Here is a 19040-nt window from a genome sequence, read left to right on the forward strand (position 1 = left end):
TTTGTTAATTTTAAACTTTAATTCAACTAATTATCCTTTCATAGCTCCTAACATGTTACCATACACGCCGTTAAGAGAAGATAAATTATTAGTAAGTCCTGCCATTTGCTCTTGAAGTTTAGTTGCATTATCTGCAATCGCTTCGTTAGCTTGAGCTTGACGAGAAGAACTCTCTACTTGCACTTTATAAAGACTATTTAATGATTCCATTTGAGCAGCAGCAAGTGCCATTTCTTCAGAGTATTTCTTTGTAGAAGACATTGCTTCAGCCGTTGGAGCCATACCTTTTGCAGCACCTTCAAAAGAACGGATACTGTTACCTAAGCTAGACATCAATTCACCATCTAGTTTTGCTTCTTTAAGCATTTCATCTAATTTCTTAGACAGAAGACCTTGAGCATCTTGTGGCGCTTCTTTTTTATCTTTTGGATTTGCCATTTGTCCTCCAGCTAATTCTGGATATACTAGTGACCAATCTAACTCATCCTCAACAGGCTCAAATGCAGATATAAAAAAGATCACTGCTTCTGTTATTAAACCTATCATAAGAAGATTATTACCAGAGAAACCGTATCCGAAATCCCAGTGAAGGATCTTAAATAATGCTCCAATAATTACTACGGAGGCTCCGATACCGTAAGCCATGTTAAATAATTTCTTTGTTGCTTTAGACTGTGCCATTTTATTAGTTTTTTTTAGTTAAGTTATATGTTTAAATATTGGATGATTTAGTTGGTTGCTGCGTTAAGCGTTACATCTGTCCCCATGTAAGATTGAACTGTACGGAACCCTATGTAGCTTCTTGCACTATCTTGATATTCATAATCACGCGTTCCAACCTGAAGGAAATAGGAAACATCTTTCCACGATCCACCTCTCACGCCTTTACGTTTATTGCTGTCATCGTTAACAACAGGACTCATAGAAGACATCATTTCATAGGCACCAGCTTCATAAGAAGAGTTCACCCATTCTGAAACGTTACCTGCCATGTTGTATAAATTATACTCATTTGGCTCGTAAGATCTTGCTTCTACGGTGTACAAAGCCTGATCTGCTGCATAATCACCTCTTAAAGGTTTAAAATTAGCAAGGAAACAACCTCTGTCGTTTTTTGCATATGGACCACCCCAAGGATATGTTGCTCCTTCTAAGCCACCACGTGCAGCATACTCCCACTCTGCCTCTGTAGGAAGACGGTATTCATTAACACGCTCTACATTTCTTTGCTTACGGTATGCATTGTGATATAAAGTTCTCCACTGACAAAAAGCTTTTGCTTGATTCCAGTTTACACCTACCACAGGATAATCGCTATATGCTTCATGATAAAAATAATCATTGTGCATAGGCTCATTATAACTATAGTTAAAGTCACGAATCCATACTGTTGTATCTGGATAGATCTTTACCGGTACTTGAGAGATAAAATCTTTTCTTGATTTAGACTCATCACGATTTCTCGCTGCAGCATTCAAATCTAAACTCGTGTAAGTGAAAATAATTTTATCTGTATCAATAGTACGCTCACCATTATATGCCTCATCAAAAGGAATATACATATTGTCATATACCTCAGCATAAAACTCATCCGGAATCTCTTCTGTATCCCAAATCAAATCTACATCATGGTTCAATTTACGGCCTTCGTAACCTGTAGGTCCTAATCCTACATAATTATCTTGAACGTATTGTTCCCATGGTGTTAAAGGATCATTACCATTAGCACCTTCAGCATCAAGGAATGCGTACTCACCTATACCACCATCACCTGGAACAGCACCATTATCATCAGCCATTATTGCTAGATTAGTTCTAAACAATGAATCTCTAGTCCAGTGAACAAACTGACGGTACTCTGCATTTGTAATTTCAGTTTCATCCATATAATAAGATGGAACTGTAACAGTTTTTGCTGGAGCATTACGAGTAGCAGCGATATCATCATCACTTTTCCCCATGATAAACGCTCCACCTGGAACTAACGTCATTCCATAAGGTTTTTCAGGGTGCCATTTTTTTCCCTTGGTACCTACTACCATTCCACGATCTCCTTTACCACAACTTGCAAGAAAGGCAACTACTGCTAAAAGGACAAATAATTTTTTCATAAGGGTATTTTATGTTTACTTTATGAATTAAGAGCGTAAACCTATCTAAAAGATTTTGATTCCACAACTTTTTTTTTCTCAATTAATTAGTTTAAGAAACTCTTTAACACACTATATCTCGTTTTTACGCCTTGCTTTCAACCAGCGATCAGGAAATACTTGATCACAAGCTAATTCATAATCACGACGATCGCATGGTAATAACGTGTGTTGTTTTAATTTATTATTAACATTTGAAATAAAAGGTAATTCGATCCACCATCGCCCAGTCATGGTGGATTTGTAGAAGATCAATATTTGATCATCTATAGGCACTTTATACAAAAGACAATCTTTTGAAACATCCATAGGATATTCTAGACTGCGATAGTTGTAGCCTTCTATAAAATACCACATTATTTCGGCCGCAAGCTGTGCCCCAGTGTTTCGTTCCTTATTTATTTCAAATATTCCAAAAACTTTTAGTCGATCACTTATTCCAGCATACCTTGATAGACTGCAAATTTGTTTTCCGTCCAGCCCGTTGGGATTCGCTTTCGCGAAAGCGAGATCACTAGCACGCACGACACTCATATCAAAACCTACCATGTCTGCATCGCGCAAAACAGGCTCTGAAAGCGTTATATCTTGCTCTAAATGACCTAATCGAATAGCATCAAAATACATCCTATCCAATAAATCTATTTCATCCTGAGAGTTGAAATAAGTTTGAAAACCTAGGTTACTATAATTGAATAAATTATACGGTTCCATGGTAATCATTTTACCAATATAACTGCGTGAGGTAATAGGCAGTTCAATGTCTCCCAAATCAAATCTACAATCAACGTTCACCACATTTATCATGTGTTGGTACTCATCAAAAGCTCTATAAATAGGGTACATTAAATCCTGACTTCCTCCTAAAAATACAGGAACAACTTCTTCTCTTAAAAAGTGTTCCGTAAGCTGTCTAACAACATAGTAAGTATCTTCTACTGTTTCACCTGCATGAACATCACCTAAATCTGCGATTATAGTACTCCAATTTCCAGGATAAAGCTCGTAAAACTTTTCACGGACTTGATCTAGAGTTTCTACTTGAAAGAGCGCATTTGCATCTCTACGGTTTTCTAAAATACCTATAATTATGATTTGAACTCCGTTAAGATCAGGTAAACCTTCCTCTGCGGTATGCAGTCGTATGGTTTCACCAATAGTTTGTTTAGGCTGCATTTTTGCATGCATTACAGCCGCGTCTTCTATAGGTTTTAAAAATTCTAAAGCCATTGTTTTAATTCAGCTTATTTCTTGGTCGTTTTCTTTTTGGCTGGTGCTTTCTTCTTTGCTGCTGGCTTTTTCTTTGCGGCAGCCTTCTTCTTAGGTGTTTTCTTTGCAATTAGCTCTTGAGCCTTTTCTAAGGTTACCTTCAAAGGATCAATTTCTTTGGCAATTTCTACTTTAATTTTACCTTTTATAATATTGTGTCGTCCCCATCTGGCTTTCTCAATGCGTATACCTTCTTCTTCCCAATCTACGATTAACTTATCTTTTTCCTTTTGAATCTTGTCCTTTATCAAAGTTTCAATATCATCGTTAGACAAGTTATCAAAATCATACTTTTTATTCACAGAGATAAACATTCCAGCCCATTTGATATAAGGACCAAAACGACCAACACCTTTAGTAACTGGCTGCTCATCATAAACATACACAGGAGCATCTGCTTTTTCTTTCATTTGAATCAACTCTGAAGCACGTTCAAATGTAAGTGTCATAGGATCATCATCTTTTTCGAGACTTACAAAAGTTTTTTCATTAAACTTCACATAAGGCCCAAAACGACCTTGATTAACTTCAACTGGATGACCGTTATATTCACCTAACGTTCTAGGTAATTTAAATAATTCCATGACCTCTTCCAAGGTGATGGTGTTTAGGTTTTGGGAAGGTAATAAACTTGCAAATTCTGGTTTTTCTTCATCTTCTACGCTTCCTATTTGAGCCATCGCGCCGAATCTTCCTAAACGCACACTAATAGGTTTACCACTTTCTGGATGCGTTCCTAAGATACGTTCTCCTACTTCACGCTCTGCATTTTCTGCTACATCTTCCACTGTAGGGTGAAAATTCTTATAGAAATGGTCCATCATATCGGTCCACTCTTCTTTTCCTTCAGCAATATTATCAAAAGACTCTTCCACTTTTGCGGTAAAATTATAGTCTAAAATATTTCCAAAATGCTCAACTAAAAAACTATTTACTACACGTCCAACATCGGTTGGTATCATCTTATTCTTATCAGAGCCTGTTTTTTCAGTAAGCTCTTTCTCGACTATTTTATCCTTTGTCAGAGTAAGCTGGACATAGTTACGTTCTAAACCTTCTGACTGTCCTTTTTCAATATACTTTCTGTTTTGAATAGTAGTAATTGTAGGCGCATAAGTAGATGGACGTCCTATACCTAATTCCTCTAATTGTTTTACCAAAGAGGCTTCTGTGAACCTGTAAGGAGGTCTTGAAAAACGCTCGGTAGCAGTTATGCGCTTATTTATTAAATCCTGACCTAATTTAAGATCTGGCAGTAAACCTTGTTGTTCTAGATCTTCATCATCAGTACTTTCTAGATACACTTTAAGGAACCCTTCAAATTTTACAATCTCTCCACTAGCAGTAAATTTCTTGTCATGCTTATCTGCTCCTATAGTGACATTAGTACGTTCTAATTTTGCATCGCTCATTTGGCTAGCAATGGCACGCTTCCAGATCAATTCATAGAGACGGATCTGATCGCGATCTGCTCCAGAACTATGAAGCGCAAAATTTGTAGGACGTATGGCCTCATGTGCTTCTTGAGCACCTTTAGACTTTCCTTTATAATTGCGTTCTTTATGAAAATCTTTACCGTAAGCTTTATAAATTTCTTCTTGCGCTCCTTGCTTTGCTTCCTTACTTAAATTAACAGAATCTGTTCTCATATAAGTAATCAGACCTGCTTCATACAATCGTTGAGCAAGTTGCATGGTGCGACTTACATTAAAAAACAACTTACGAGAGGCTTCTTGTTGCAATGTAGATGTAGTAAATGGTGCAGCAGGAGATTTCTTTGCTGGCTTTTTAACCAGATCAGTAACTTCAAATTTTGCTCCTTTATTAAGACCTAAAAAATCTTGCGCTGCTTTGAGCGACTTTAAATTACTAGGCAACTTTGCTTTCAACAAAGAGCCATCTGCCGTATTAAAATCTGCATCTACCCTAAAGAAGTTTTCGGATTTAAAATTAAGAATTTCATCTTCACGTTCTACAATTAATCGCACTGCAACAGATTGCACACGACCTGCACTGGCGCCACCTTTCACTTTTCTCCATAATATAGGAGATATCTCATATCCTACTATACGATCCAGAATACGTCTTGCTTGTTGTGCGTTTACCAGATGATAATTAATCGTACGTGGATTATCAATAGCATGTTGCACCGCACGTTTTGTAATAGCGTTAAAAACAATCCTTTTTGTGCTATCTCTTTTAAGATCTAGCTGTTGTTCTAGGTGCCAGGCAATCGCCTCTCCTTCACGATCCTCATCACTTGCTAACCAAACAATTTCAGCAGCGGCAGCTAGTTTTTTAAGCTTCTTTACAAGATCTTTTTTATCACTACTTACTACATATTTAGGAGCAAAATCTTTGTCAACATCTACACCTAATTCCTTAGAAGGAAGATCTGCTATGTGTCCAAAACTGGACTCTACTTTAAAATCTTTACCTAGAAATTTTTCTATTGTCTTTGCCTTTGCAGGCGACTCTACAATTACAAGATTCTTTGCCATTAAGCTTATATTTTTGGATTGCAAAGGTATGCGATATTTTTTTTAACCTTTTAAATCTCTGTAAAACAACCAGTTAAAAATTAATTATTTGTTTTAAAACGTTCAGGTCTTGGAGGTTATCTTTTTTAAACAACTTGATTAATTATTGTAACAGAAAGAAATTATTCGTTTTTAAGATAATTTTTGTCGGTATTCCGCTTTCGCGAAAGCGAGAACTTAACCATAATTTGCTTTATTATTAAGATGTAGAAGCTTATCTAACTTATACCTATAATAAGGTTACTTAAAATAGAATTTAAGATCGTGCTGACATTGTGTCACAAAACATTCAAAAAACATATCTTTGCATCGTTATAATAAGATGACGATTGATGGAAAAGATTATTGAAGAAGAAAAACAAGGTGCTGCGGTTGTTTTAGAGCATAATGCAAAAAATACGCGCAAGTTGTATATAGAAAGCTACGGCTGTCAGATGAATTTTTCTGATAGTGAAATTGTTGCGTCCATTCTTGCAAAAGAAGGTTTCAACACGACTAACAATATGGAAGAGGCTGATCTGGTCCTAGTAAATACTTGTTCTATACGCGATAAAGCAGAACAAACTGTGCGTAAACGTTTAGAAAAATACAATCGTGTTAAGAATAGAAAGAACCCTAATATGAAAGTGGGTGTTCTAGGCTGTATGGCCGAGCGTTTAAAGTCTAAGTTTCTAGAAGAGGAGAAAATTGTAGATATGGTCGTGGGACCAGATGCTTATAAAGATTTACCTAACCTTGTTGCAGAAATAGATGAAGGCCGTGATGCGGTAAACGTGTTGCTTTCTAAAGATGAAACTTATGGAGATATCGCTCCTGTGCGATTAAACACAAATGGCGTTACTGCCTTTGTATCCATAACACGTGGTTGTGATAATATGTGCACCTTTTGTGTAGTCCCATTTACTCGTGGTCGTGAACGCAGTCGTGATCCTCAATCTATACTAGATGAAGTTGCAGATTTATGGAAGAAAGGATTTAAGGAAGTTACATTATTAGGGCAAAATGTAGATTCTTATTTATGGTACGGCGGTGGTCTTAAAAAAGACTTCAAAAAAGCGAGTAAAATGGCAAAAGCCACAGCAGTAGATTTTGCTCAATTATTACATAAGGTAGCTAACTCGCATCCTGACTTAAGAGTACGTTTTTCTACTAGTAATCCGCAAGATATTAGTGATGATGTGCTTCATGCGATTGCTGCACATAGAAACATATGTAATTACATTCACTTACCAGTTCAATCTGGAAGTGATCGCATTTTAAAAGAAATGAATCGCTTACATACTCGCGAAGAGTACATGAGATTGATAGATCGTGTTCACGCTATTATACCTGAGTGTGCTGTTTCTCAAGATATGATTACAGGATTCCCAACAGAGACTGAAGAAGATCATCAAGATACCTTAAGTCTTATGGAATATGTAAAATATGACTATGGATTTATGTTTGCTTATTCTGAACGACCAGGAACCATGGCGGCACGCAAATTAGAAGACGATGTTCCAGAAGAGGTTAAAAGTAGAAGGCTAAATGAAATCATTGCTGTTCAAAGAAGAACCGGTCATGAAAGAGCGCAATACTTTGTTGGTAAAACCGTAGAATGTCTTATTGAAAAAGAATCTAAAAAATCAGATTTGCAATGGGCTGGACGTAATACTCAAAATTACGTAGCCATATTTGACAAAGAAGATTATAAGGTAGGTGATTATGTAATGGTAGAAATCACTGATTGTACTAGCGCAACTTTAAAAGGAAAAGCAATAGGCTATAGCGATATGAAAGGCCCTTTAACCTACGATACCGTTTAATATGGAAAGTGTACAATCAGTTAAACAACGTTTTGAATTAATAGGTAATGATCCTGGCTTTAATAGAGCCATTGAAAAAGCTATACAGGTTGCTCCTACTGATATCTCGGTTCTAGTAACTGGAGAAAGTGGTGTTGGAAAAGAAAGTATTCCTAAAATAATACACTCACAATCGTTTAGAAAACACGCTAAATATATTGCAGTGAACTGCGGTGCAATTCCTGAAGGAACCATAGATTCAGAATTATTTGGTCATGAAAAAGGTGCTTTTACTGGTGCTACCTCTACAAGATCTGGATATTTTGAAGTTGCAGATGGTGGTACTATATTTCTAGATGAAGTAGGAGAATTGCCGCTACCGACTCAAGTACGATTACTACGTGTTTTAGAAAATGGAGAATTTCTTAAAGTAGGATCTTCTACAACACAAAAAACTGATGTTAGAATTGTTGCTGCAACTAATGTAAAAATGTTTGAAGCAATAGAGAAAGGAAAGTTTAGAGAAGATCTTTATTACAGATTAAGTACCGTAGAGATAGACTTGCCTCCATTGCGAGATCGTAAAGGAGATATCCACTTGTTGTTTAGAAAATTTGCAAGTGATTTTGCGATGAAGTACAAGATGCCAACCTTGCGTCTCGATGATAATGCCGTTTCTATACTTACCAATTATAGATGGAGCGGTAACATAAGACAACTGCGCAATATTGCAGAGCAAATTAGTGTTCTTGAAAAGGAACGTTTAATTACCGCACATACCATGCGTACTTATTTACCAGATGCAGGAAAGAATTTACCAGCCGTAATAGGCGATAAGAAAAAGAGTGATAGCGAGTTTGCTAACGAGCGTGAGATTTTATACAAAGTACTGTTTGACATGAAAAATGACCTCAGCGACCTTAAAAAGTTGACTAACGAACTCATGGAGAATGGTAACGCAAAAGATGTAAGAGAAGAAAATCCTGGATTGATCAAGCGCATTTATGGCAATCATGAAAGTAGAGAACAGGATTATGAAGATGTGATTGACAACGCATACGATTATACTCAAGAAGATCAGGTCACTTCTACCTCTCATATAAGTAATAACGAAAATCATTACGTAGAACCAGTTCAACCTGCTGGTGATCGCTATGATTTTGCACAAGAAATTGAAGAAGAAGAATCACTTTCTCTTGCAGATAAGGAAATAGAATTGATTAAAAAGTCGTTAGAAAGACATAAAGGGAAGAGAAAAGCTGCTGCAGATGACTTAGGCATCTCAGAGCGTACACTTTACCGTAAAATAAAACAATATGACCTTTAAGAACTTACGCTTTATAATTATTGGATTACTAACTTTAAGTTTGTCCTCTTGTGGCTTTTATAGTTTGAGTGGTGTTACTCTACCTGCCGACGTAAAAACTTTTCAAGTAGATTATTTTGGCTATGAAGCAACTTTAGTAGAACCTGGAATTGAAAGAGACTTCACAATAGCCTTACAAGATCTGATTCAGGATCAATCTCGATTGAGTCTAGTTACAAAAAATGGAGATTATCTATACCAAGGTGAAATCACTAGATATTTCATTGCGCCTATGACTGCTACTGCAAACAGCACGGCATCACAAAGTAGACTTACTATAGACATAAATGTAAGATTTACTAATAATAAAGTAGAAGAAGAGAGTTTTGAAAAAAAATACAGCTTTTTCTATGATTATAGTGCTAATACTCAATTACAAGGTGCTGCACTTGACATTGCGTTAGAAGTTATTTATGAGCAAATCACACAAGATATCTTTAATGATACTTTAGCAAAATGGTAAATACAGCTTTAATCAACCAATTACTGGCCCATCCAGAATCTATTCATGTAGATCATCTTGAAATATTAGAAGATGTTGTTCAAGAGTTTCCATTTTTTCAAGCTGCCAGAAGCTTATATTTAAAAGGTTTAAAATTACAAAGCAGTCCACTTTATAACAAAGAATTACAAAAAACAGCAACACATACCACAGATCGATCTGTATTATTTGATTTTATAACTTCAGAATCGTTTTTACAAAATGAAGTAAGTGAGCAAATTAAATTATTACAACAGCAAGAAAATGATTTTTCAGAAGCAGATTTAGGCTCTCCTTCAATAGGTCCAGTTAAAGAGGAAGATTTAAACTCAAGTAAAGACTTTACTAAAGTTACAGATATAGATCTATTTGAAAAGAAAAAAGAAGTATCCATAGTTGATCAACCACTAGAATTTGATCAAAATGAAACCTATAGCTTTTCAAAATGGTTACAACTGACCACTTTGCAGCCTATTGAGAGAGAAACAGAAAAAAGGTCTGATGTAACTTCAAATAATACTACTGAATCAAAAGCATCTTATGAATCCAACATAAAGCCCAATGAGGAAAAAAACAATCATATACTCGATACTACTCAAGAAGTAGATGATCGCGCTAGAAAGATGGCACGCATCGATCAATTTCTTGCCGAAAAACCTAAAATAAGACCTCGTAAATCTACAGGAAGTGCTATGAATATTGCAAATGACTATGAAGACCCTAGCCAATTCATGACCGAAACACTAGCAAAGGTTTACATAGCGCAAAAAAACTATTCTAAAGCATTGAAAGCTTATGAGGTTTTAGTATTGCAGCATCCAGAAAAAAGTGGTTTATTTGCAGACCAAATTCAGGAAATCAAGAATTTACAAAGTAATCATACATAATGACAACATTTTATATCTTTTTAGCACTCATCGTATTAGTATCATTTTTACTAATCGTGGTAATCATGGTTCAAAATCCTAAAGGTGGTGGATTATCTTCTAGCTTTGGTGGTGGCGGTACTCAACAATTAGGTGGTGTAAAGAAAACAGGTGACTTTTTAGATAAAAGTACGTGGGTTCTTTCTACGGCACTTTTAGTTCTTATCCTTCTTGCAAGTACATCACTTATACAAGATAAAGCACAAGGAACTATCAAGGTAACAGATCCTAATGCAATAGAAGCAACAACAAATCTTCCAGATCCAGCTGCAACTACAACAGATGAAACTGACAGCGAGTAAGCAATTTCATAAAATATACTGACAAAATATCCAGCTCTTAAGGCTGGATATTTTTGTTTACAGCAGTTTTGTCAGTGAATATCAATTGGCACATTTATGGAAAATAGAATGATCATTACTAATCATATAAACATTTTTTAAAATGGCATTAAATATTCAACCATTATCAGACAGAGTCGTTATAGAACCTATGGCTGCAGAACAAAAAACAGCCTCAGGTCTTTACATCCCAGACACGGCAAAAGAAAAACCACAACAAGGTAAAGTTGTTGCCGTAGGAAAAGGAACAAAAAAGCACGATATGACTGTTAAAATAGGAGATACCGTTTTATACGGGAAATACAGTGGTACCGAATTAAAATTAGAAGGTAGTGATTACCTAATCATGAGAGAAGACGATATTCTTGCAATCGTATAATTACAACAAATAAGTAGCATAGAAATTTTAACTATTCCGCTTTCGCGAAAGCGGAACAAATAAAAACAAAATGGCAAAAGAAATAAAATTTGATATAGAAGCTAGAGACGGAATCAAACGTGGTGTTGATGCTCTTGCTAACGCAGTGAAAGTAACTTTAGGACCAAAAGGTCGTAATGTGATTATAGGAAAATCATTTGGTGCTCCTGTAGTAACTAAAGATGGTGTAAGTGTGGCCAAAGAAATCGAGCTTGAAAATGAGCTTGAAAATATGGGTGCACAAATGGTAAAGGAAGTTGCATCTAGAACTAATGATCTTGCTGGTGATGGAACAACTACCGCAACAGTACTTGCTCAAGCTATCGTAAAAGAAGGTCTAAAGAACGTTGCAGCCGGCGCTAACCCAATGGATTTAAAACGTGGTATCGACAAAGCTGTTGAAGCTATTGTTAAAGACCTTGAAAAGCAAGCAAAAAAAGTAGGTGATTCTAGCGAGATGATTAAGCAAGTGGCTTCTATCTCTGCAAATAATGACGAAGTTGTCGGTGATTTAATCGCAAAAGCTTTTGGAAAAGTTGGAAAAGAAGGTGTCATCACCGTTGAAGAAGCAAAAGGAACTGAAACTTATGTGGATGTTGTAGAAGGAATGCAATTTGACCGCGGTTACTTATCTCCTTACTTTGTAACAAATTCTGAAAAGATGACTACAGAGTTAGAGAATCCTTACATCTTGTTATTTGACAAGAAGATCTCTACTATGAAAGAATTAATGCCAGTACTTGAGCCAGTTGCTCAAACAGGTAAACCACTTCTTATCATTGCAGAAGATGTAGATGGAGAAGCTCTTGCTACTTTAGTGGTAAATAAATTAAGAGGTTCTTTAAAAATCGCTGCAGTTAAAGCACCAGGTTTTGGAGATAGAAGAAAAGCAATGTTAGAAGATATCGCAATTCTTACTGGTGGTACTGTGATTTCTGAAGAAAGAGGATTTACTCTTGAGAACGCTACTCTAGAAATGTTAGGTACTTGTGAAAAAGTAGATATCAATAAAGACAACACAACTCTAGTAAACGGAGCTGGTAAAAACGCTGATATCACATCTCGAGTAGGACAGATCAAATCTCAAATCGAGAACACTACATCTGACTATGATAAAGAAAAATTACAAGAACGCCTTGCAAAGCTTGCTGGTGGTGTTGCTGTTCTTTATGTAGGTGCTGCTAGTGAAGTAGAGATGAAAGAAAAGAAAGATCGTGTAGATGATGCTCTTCATGCTACTCGTGCAGCTGTAGAAGAAGGAATCGTTGCTGGTGGTGGCGTTGCTCTTGTGCGAGCAAAGTCAGTTCTTGGCAAAGTAAAAGCTTCTAATGCAGACCAAGAAACTGGTATTTCTATCGTAGCGCGCGCTATTGAATCTCCTTTGAGAACTATAGTAGAAAATGCTGGTGGAGAAGGCAGTGTAGTTGTTTCTAAAGTATTAGAATCTAAAGGAAACCACGGTTATGATGCTAAAAACGATAAGTATGTTGACATGCTTAAAGAAGGAATTATAGACCCTAAGAAAGTAACTCGTGTTGCTTTAGAAAATGCAGCATCTGTTTCTGGAATGATTCTTACTACAGAATGTGCTCTTATAGAAATTAAAGAAGACAATGCTGGTGGCGCAATGCCAGGTGGAATGCCAGGCGGCATGGGCGGAATGATGTAAAATCATTAAGCTAAACAGTAAAAGTTTTAAAGCCATCTCTCTTTTGAGGTGGCTTTTTTATTGATCTACGTTGTTATGAGAAATAAACAAAAGCAACGTGATCACATAAACCTTACTTTTGTTTCTTCTTAATTCATCATTATGATTAAACGTATTTTATTAATCTTTTGTTTTACCTTTAGTATCATAGGCTCAGGACAAAATGTCCAAAATCTGATAGATCAAGTAGATCAATCATCACTTTTAAATGGTTTAAATGTTTTTTCTGGAGAAACGAGCACTACAGTAAATGGAAATGTAGTTACTCTTTTAAATAGGGTTAGCAATACTGACAATAATCTAGCAGCAGATTATCTTTTACAAGAACTACAAAGCCTACCTAATCTTAATGTACAAGACAATATCTACAGTTCCACCGGTCGTAATATAATTGGGACGCAAACAGGAACTATAAATCCTAATGACATTTATATCATATGTGGCCATTATGATGCTGTCGCAAACTACTGCGCAGATGATAATGCAAGTGGAACTGTTGCTATCCTGGAAATAGCTAGAATCCTTTCACAACAATGTGTAGACAATACTATAGTCTATGCACTTTGGGATGAAGAAGAATTAGGATTAATAGGCGCAAGAAATTATGCTACTGCAGCCGCAGCAAGAGGAGATAATATCAAAGCCGTTCTTAACTTAGACATGATGGGTTTTGATGGAGATGGTGATAACGAGTTTGACATAGACGTAAGAAACATAGCTAATTCGATTGCTATGAAAGATGATATCGTTGGATTATTAAACACTTATAATTCTAGTATTAATTTAAGTGTAAATATTGTAAACCCAGGAACACCTAACAGTGATCATAAACCATTTTGGGATCAAAATTATACAGCTGTTCTATTAGGAGAAGCATGGTCTAACAATGACCAGAATACTGCATATCATACTGCAGGCGATCGAGTAAGTTTAATGGATATTTCTTATTACCACGATATGGTTAAAATATGTATGGCTTATATAGCAACTAAAGCCGGCGTTTCAAGTAACAATACGAATATCACCCAATCAGGGAATGCATTGCAAGTAGACCAACAAGGAGCAGTTTATCAGTGGATAGACTGTAATAATCAAAACGCAATCGTAAATGAAAACAGGCGCAATTTTAATCCAACTTCTCTAGGGTCATATGCTGTAGATGTTACTATTAATGGATGCACAGAGCGTAGTGAATGCTTTACGGTGGACACTTTGAACAACCAAAATTTTGATATGAACCATATAGATATATATCCTAACCCTGTGAGTGATATATTAAAAATAAAGAGATCCAACGCTCAAGAAGCTGTTGTTAGCATATATAATGTTCAAGGTAAAAAAGTTCTCTCTACCAATTCAATAAAAACTTTGAATATAATTTCTATTAAACATCTATCTGATGGATTATATTTTATCGCAGTAAGTTCCAGATATGGAAAGGAGATAAGAAAGTTTTTGAAAATATAGCGCAAATTAGCCCTTAGCATATCTATTTTTATATTCTTTAGAAGTTTTATTTTTTATGCTTTCAATTAAAAATATCGCTTTCGCGAAAGCGGAACAATAAATAAAGAACTACTGAAAAGGTCTATTTCTATGTCAAATGAAAGGATGGTTTATGAGCTAGCTTTCTCTAAAGCTAAATTTAAATTAACAATCGAATCCTGATTTATCCATATTTATAAAATTCTGGACTCCGTTAACGCCTTGTTAAGAAATATTCAACTTTATGATAATATATTTAGGCAATCAATAAAAAAACAAAATCAATGCGTACAATCAAAATGTTGATGATGCTGCTGCTCGCTGCATCTGTTACAACTAGCTGTTCGATTTTCCAAGGAAAAAAGAAAGCCCCTGTAAAAAAAAGCGCTTCTGCTAAGAAGCCTAAAAAAGGTGATATCCAGCCTTATGCAAAAGTTATTACTAAAGAAGCAAAAAGTGATGAAGGTTTATTTACTGTTCACCAGGTAGAAGACAAGTGGTTTTATGAAATACCAGATAGTCTTTTTGACAGAGAGATGTTAATGGTAACACGAATTGCAAAAACAGCATCCGGACTAGGTTTCGGTGGTGGAAAACAAAACACACAAACCTTAAGATGGCAAAAGAAAAATAAAAATATTCTCTTAAGAGTAGTTTCTCATCAGGTCGTTGCCGCAGATTCTCTTCCTGTGAGTATGGCGGTAGAAAATTCAAATTTTGAACCTATCCTTTACTCTTTTCCTATTAAGGCAATTAAAAAAGATAGTGTGACCAACAACACGGTTATAGATGTAACTGACTTTTTTGAAAAAGACGTTAAAGCCATAGGTTTTCCAGAAAGAGCACGCACTAGATACCGAGTTAGTAGACTAGACGCGAGCAGATCTTACATCGATACATTGCGTTCTTACCCACAAAATATCGAATCAAGACACGTAAAAACTTATTTTTCTAGCTCACCACCTTCTAACAATAGTGTACAATCTATTTCCTTAGAAATGAGCAACTCTATGATTCTTTTACCTAAAGAGCCTATGAAGAGACGTTACTTTGACCAACGTGTAGGCTGGTTTGCAAGAGGCCAGCAAGACTATGGACTTGAAGATCAAAAGACTAAAACTGTTGTTTATTTAGATCGTTGGAGGCTGGAAGTAAAAGATGAAGATGTAGCAAAATTTAAAGCTGGCGAATTAGTAGTTCCTAAAAAGCAGATTGTTTATTACATTGATCCTGCAACACCTATGCAATGGAGAAAATATATTAAACAAGGTATTGAAGACTGGCAAGTAGCTTTTGAAGCAGCTGGTTTTAAGGAAGCAATCATCGCAAAAGATGCTCCTACTAAAGAAGAAGATCCAGATTGGAGTCCAGAAGATGTACGTTATTCTACCGTGAGATATCTAGCTTCTCCTATTCCTAATGCAAATGGACCACACGTAAGTGATCCTAGATCAGGAGAGATTCTAGAAAGCGATATCAACTGGTATCATAACGTAATGACCTTATTACACAATTGGTTCTTTATTCAAACTGCAGCTATTAATCCAGATGCACGTATGAATAATTTTGATGAAGAAGTTATGGGCCGTTTAATTCGTTTTGTAAGTTCTCATGAGGTAGGACATACTTTAGGTTTGCCTCACAACATGGGTAGCTCTGTTGCTTACCCTGTAGAAAAATTAAGAGATCCAGCATTTACCAAAGAATTTGGTACTGCTCCTTCGATCATGGACTATGCACGTTTCAACTATATCGCACAGCCAGAAGATGGTGATGTAGCACTTATGCCAGACATTGGACCATACGATAAGTATTCTATTATGTGGGGTTACAAGCCTATATTAGATAAAACAGCAAAAGAAGAAAAAGAAATTCTTGATGCTTGGATTTTAGAAAAAGCAGGTGATCCTGTTTATAGATTTGGACGTCAGCAATTTGGTGTCATAGATCATACTTCTCAAACTGAAGACCTAGGTGATGACTCTATGCTTGCTAGTGAATACGGAATTAAAAACTTAAAACGTATTGTTCCTAACTTAGGAAAGTGGACTGGAGAAGAAGGTGAAAACTTTGACGAACTTGAGAACATGTATGGACAGTTAGTAGGACAGTTCAATCGCTACATGGGACATGTTACCGGTAACATAGGTGGTGTAAAAGAAACCTACAAAGCTTATGGTCAAGAAGGTGCTGTATATGAGCATGCATCTAAAGATAAGCAACGTCGCGCTATGGCTTTCTTGCACACGCAATTGTTTGAAACTCCAGAATGGTTAATTGATCAGGATATCTTTAATAAAATAGAATCTGCTGGAGGAATTGAGCGTATCCGTGGTGTACAAGTACGTACATTAAATAATATTCTTGACTTTGGTCGTATGGCTCGTTTAATGGAAAATGAAGAGGTTAATGGCAACAACGCTTATGGTCTATTAGATATGATGACTGAATTAAGAAAAGGTCTTTTCTCAGAACTATCAAGAGGTCAAAAAATAGATCGTTACCGTCGTAATTTACAACGTGCTTATGTAGAACGTTTAGAATTTATCATGACTAATGAAGCTAGCAATAGTCGTTTTGGTGGGACAAACATTGATGTAGAACAAAGTGACATCAGACCTATTGTACGTGCAGAGCTGGAAACACTTAAAAGAGATGCTGCTCGTGCTTCAAATCGTACAAGTGATCGTTTATCAAAAATTCATCTAAAAGATCTAGTAGAAAGAATTGATATGATTCTTGATCCTAAATAATTAGATTTATTTCTAAAACAAAAGCCGATTCTTAAAAGAATCGGCTTTTTTGATGCAATCAACTTAAAGTCTAAATTTGAATTATTGGCTGCAAAAATCTATTTATAATTATGTATTCTTACCCTTTGTCTTTGAAATAAAATAAAAGCCAGGAACTAAAATAAATAATAATATAGGATGGATTAAAAACCTTCTTACATAAAACAAACTCATTTTTACCCATTCATAATCAAATATATATAAGATAAAAAATGAGCTAATTAATACTATAAATGCGAGAAGATATACCCATAACGTTCCTTTAATGAATTCTTTATTTTTATAAAGGGTCCAAATAATAATTAAAGTAAAAAATAAATTAAGCCCATATCTTAAAACTAGAGAAAGAATGTATGGGATACTTTCAAATTCTGGAAGTGGATGCAACTGAAAACTGGACTTGAAATATAAATTAAATGGATCGTAAAAAATTTTCTCTGCAAAAACACGAACACTAATCAAACCGACTAATGATATTATTACTAAAAAGGTAGATGTAACTTTACGCAACTTCTTTCGGTTTTACATTTCTAATCCAATAAAGCCACAATAAAACCACTGCGCCATAGATAATACTAGGAAATATAATTTCGTGGGAAAAATGAGCATAATCCGCATATTCTTTATAGATAATTCCTAAAATCACTAACCTTGACAAGTTCACCACATATATAAATGCGATTCCTAGAATTAAAAATCCAATTGTTTTTTTCAAGCCTCGCGCAAATGCTACTACAAAAGCAGTAAATAAAATCATTACACTAACTGCGTTACAACCTTCTATCACTCGATATATATTTTGTTCATCAATAAACATGATTACCGAAGGATGTACTGGAGAGTTTAAGGTACTTGCATTATACCCTATCATCTGCAACAATTCTTGAGTTTGATAACTAATTTGAGCTGTTACAGGATCCGGATATAACTGACTACTCCATTCAAAATCTAAAAAAAAGTAATAAGCAATCGAAAATACAATATAGAACAATGCAAAAATGCCCACAAATCTAAAAACAGGATAATATGGTTGTAGTACTTTCAATGGTAATTATTTTAAAACAAAGTTAGCTTTTAAAACAAAACCATGGAGTAGCTTTGCAATCTTATTATTTAATTCATGAAAATAGAAAAACTAAAACCTCAAATTCTTACCATAACAAATCAACCTGATTTGCTTACTAAAGAAAAAATGCAAGCCGTTTGTGATTTACTTCAGGCTAATGTGGATACATACGATTGGGTAGGTTTTTATATGGCCCATGAAACAGAACCAACCTTACATTTATGGAGTCAGGCTGGAGAACCTACAGATCACACCGTAATTCCTTTTGGAAAAGGTATTTGCGGACAGGTTGCCGTTTCTAACGCAAATTTTGTAGTTGATGATGTACACGCACAAGATAATTACATCGCTTGCAGTATTCATGTTAAGAGTGAAATAGTAATTCCTATGTTTAAGAATGGTAAGAATATTGGGCAGATTGATATAGATAGTAATACGCCTAACGCCTTTAATGAAAAAGACGAGCGTTTCTTAGAATGGATCAATGAGTTAATTGCCGCACAATTGTAGCCTTCTTTTACAACATATCAATTCTATTAAATCAATAAAGTTGCAGTGAATTTACTTCAATAGCGTCGCTCTGATAGCATAGGTTTAATGAAGCTTTTCAGCTTTTTAAATTTGTTAATCATTACCTCTATCTTAATAAAAATCTCACTACTAGCTGTTTATGACGTTTTCGCGAAAGCGTCAAATGATTGATTTTCATATAAT

Annotated in this window: 16 protein-coding genes; 10 read left to right on the forward strand and 6 right to left on the reverse strand. The window is 35.4% G+C overall.

Features of this window, described 5'->3' with window-relative positions; translation table 11 throughout:
• Window positions 1–30: 30 nt before the first annotated feature.
• The 4 genes from gldL to topA all read right to left on the reverse strand — a co-directional run bounded on the left by gldL (window position 31) and on the right by topA (window position 5920).
• Window positions 31–681 carry a gliding motility protein GldL gene (gene gldL / locus ACTF54_RS00875; protein ID WP_347197605.1) on the reverse strand — a complete coding sequence of 217 codons (651 nt, stop codon included), beginning with the start codon at window positions 679–681 and terminating at the stop codon, window positions 31–33.
• A gap of 47 nt (window positions 682–728) precedes the next feature.
• Complete coding sequence (gldK, locus tag ACTF54_RS00880) at window positions 729–2111, reverse strand: gliding motility lipoprotein GldK (protein ID WP_347197606.1); 1383 nt, start codon at window positions 2109–2111, stop codon at window positions 729–731.
• Window positions 2112–2222: 111 nt separating this feature from the next.
• Window positions 2223–3380, reverse strand: a complete 1158-nt coding sequence (locus ACTF54_RS00885) for a formimidoylglutamase (protein WP_347197607.1) — start codon at window positions 3378–3380, stop codon at window positions 2223–2225.
• 14 nt (window positions 3381–3394) lie between these two features.
• Window positions 3395–5920, reverse strand: a complete 2526-nt coding sequence (topA, locus tag ACTF54_RS00890; RefSeq protein ID WP_347197608.1) for a type I DNA topoisomerase — start codon at window positions 5918–5920, stop codon at window positions 3395–3397.
• 371 nt (window positions 5921–6291) lie between these two features.
• Here topA and miaB point away from each other — a divergent pair, with 371 nt between their 5' ends.
• From miaB to ACTF54_RS00935, 9 genes are all read left to right on the forward strand, one after another.
• Window positions 6292–7764, forward strand: a complete 1473-nt coding sequence (gene miaB / locus ACTF54_RS00895; protein ID WP_347197609.1) for a tRNA (N6-isopentenyl adenosine(37)-C2)-methylthiotransferase MiaB — start codon at window positions 6292–6294, stop codon at window positions 7762–7764.
• Between the two features lies 1 nt (window position 7765).
• The gene (locus ACTF54_RS00900; RefSeq protein WP_347197610.1) at window positions 7766–9070 is read left to right on the forward strand and encodes a sigma-54 dependent transcriptional regulator; all 1305 of its coding nucleotides are present in this window, start codon (window positions 7766–7768) and stop codon (window positions 9068–9070) included.
• Window positions 9060–9572, forward strand: coding sequence for an LptE family protein (gene lptE, locus ACTF54_RS00905; protein WP_347197611.1), 513 nt, complete (start codon window positions 9060–9062; stop codon window positions 9570–9572). The genes ACTF54_RS00900 and lptE overlap by 11 nt, the downstream gene beginning before the upstream one ends.
• Window positions 9566–10477, forward strand: coding sequence for a hypothetical protein (locus tag ACTF54_RS00910; RefSeq protein WP_347197612.1), 912 nt, complete (start codon window positions 9566–9568; stop codon window positions 10475–10477). The genes lptE and ACTF54_RS00910 overlap by 7 nt, the downstream gene beginning before the upstream one ends.
• Complete coding sequence (secG, locus tag ACTF54_RS00915) at window positions 10477–10818, forward strand: preprotein translocase subunit SecG (protein ID WP_347197613.1); 342 nt, start codon at window positions 10477–10479, stop codon at window positions 10816–10818. The genes ACTF54_RS00910 and secG overlap by 1 nt, the downstream gene beginning before the upstream one ends.
• 142 nt (window positions 10819–10960) lie before the next feature.
• Entirely contained in the window at window positions 10961–11236 is a 276-nt protein-coding gene (locus tag ACTF54_RS00920; RefSeq protein WP_347197614.1) for a co-chaperone GroES, read from the forward strand.
• A 70-nt stretch (window positions 11237–11306) separates the two neighbouring features.
• On the forward strand, window positions 11307–12944 hold the full coding sequence (gene groL / locus ACTF54_RS00925; protein ID WP_347197615.1) for a chaperonin GroEL: 1638 nt from the start codon (window positions 11307–11309) through the stop codon (window positions 12942–12944).
• Between the two features lie 141 nt (window positions 12945–13085).
• Complete coding sequence (locus ACTF54_RS00930; protein ID WP_347197616.1) at window positions 13086–14450, forward strand: M28 family peptidase; 1365 nt, start codon at window positions 13086–13088, stop codon at window positions 14448–14450.
• A 302-nt stretch (window positions 14451–14752) separates the two neighbouring features.
• Window positions 14753–17221, forward strand: a complete 2469-nt coding sequence (locus ACTF54_RS00935; RefSeq protein ID WP_438968522.1) for a zinc-dependent metalloprotease — start codon at window positions 14753–14755, stop codon at window positions 17219–17221.
• A 108-nt stretch (window positions 17222–17329) separates the two neighbouring features.
• On the opposite strand, the gene ACTF54_RS00940 is transcribed toward ACTF54_RS00935, so the two are convergent.
• Window positions 17330–17770, reverse strand: coding sequence for an exosortase F system-associated membrane protein (locus tag ACTF54_RS00940; protein WP_438968523.1), 441 nt, complete (start codon window positions 17768–17770; stop codon window positions 17330–17332).
• Window positions 17763–18305, reverse strand: a complete 543-nt coding sequence (xrtF, locus tag ACTF54_RS00945) for an exosortase family protein XrtF (protein WP_347197619.1) — start codon at window positions 18303–18305, stop codon at window positions 17763–17765. Before xrtF ends, ACTF54_RS00940 begins: the two co-directional genes overlap by 8 nt.
• Before the next feature lie 75 nt (window positions 18306–18380).
• Between xrtF and ACTF54_RS00950 the strand changes: the two genes are divergently transcribed.
• A complete protein-coding gene (locus tag ACTF54_RS00950) occupies window positions 18381–18836 on the forward strand; it encodes a GAF domain-containing protein (protein WP_347197620.1) in 456 nt (151 codons plus the stop codon).
• The last annotated feature ends 204 nt before the right edge of the window (window positions 18837–19040 follow it).

Origin of the sequence: Nonlabens sp. (genome assembly GCF_965657255.1) — a bacterium.
Lineage (GTDB): Bacteria > Bacteroidota > Bacteroidia > Flavobacteriales > Flavobacteriaceae > Nonlabens.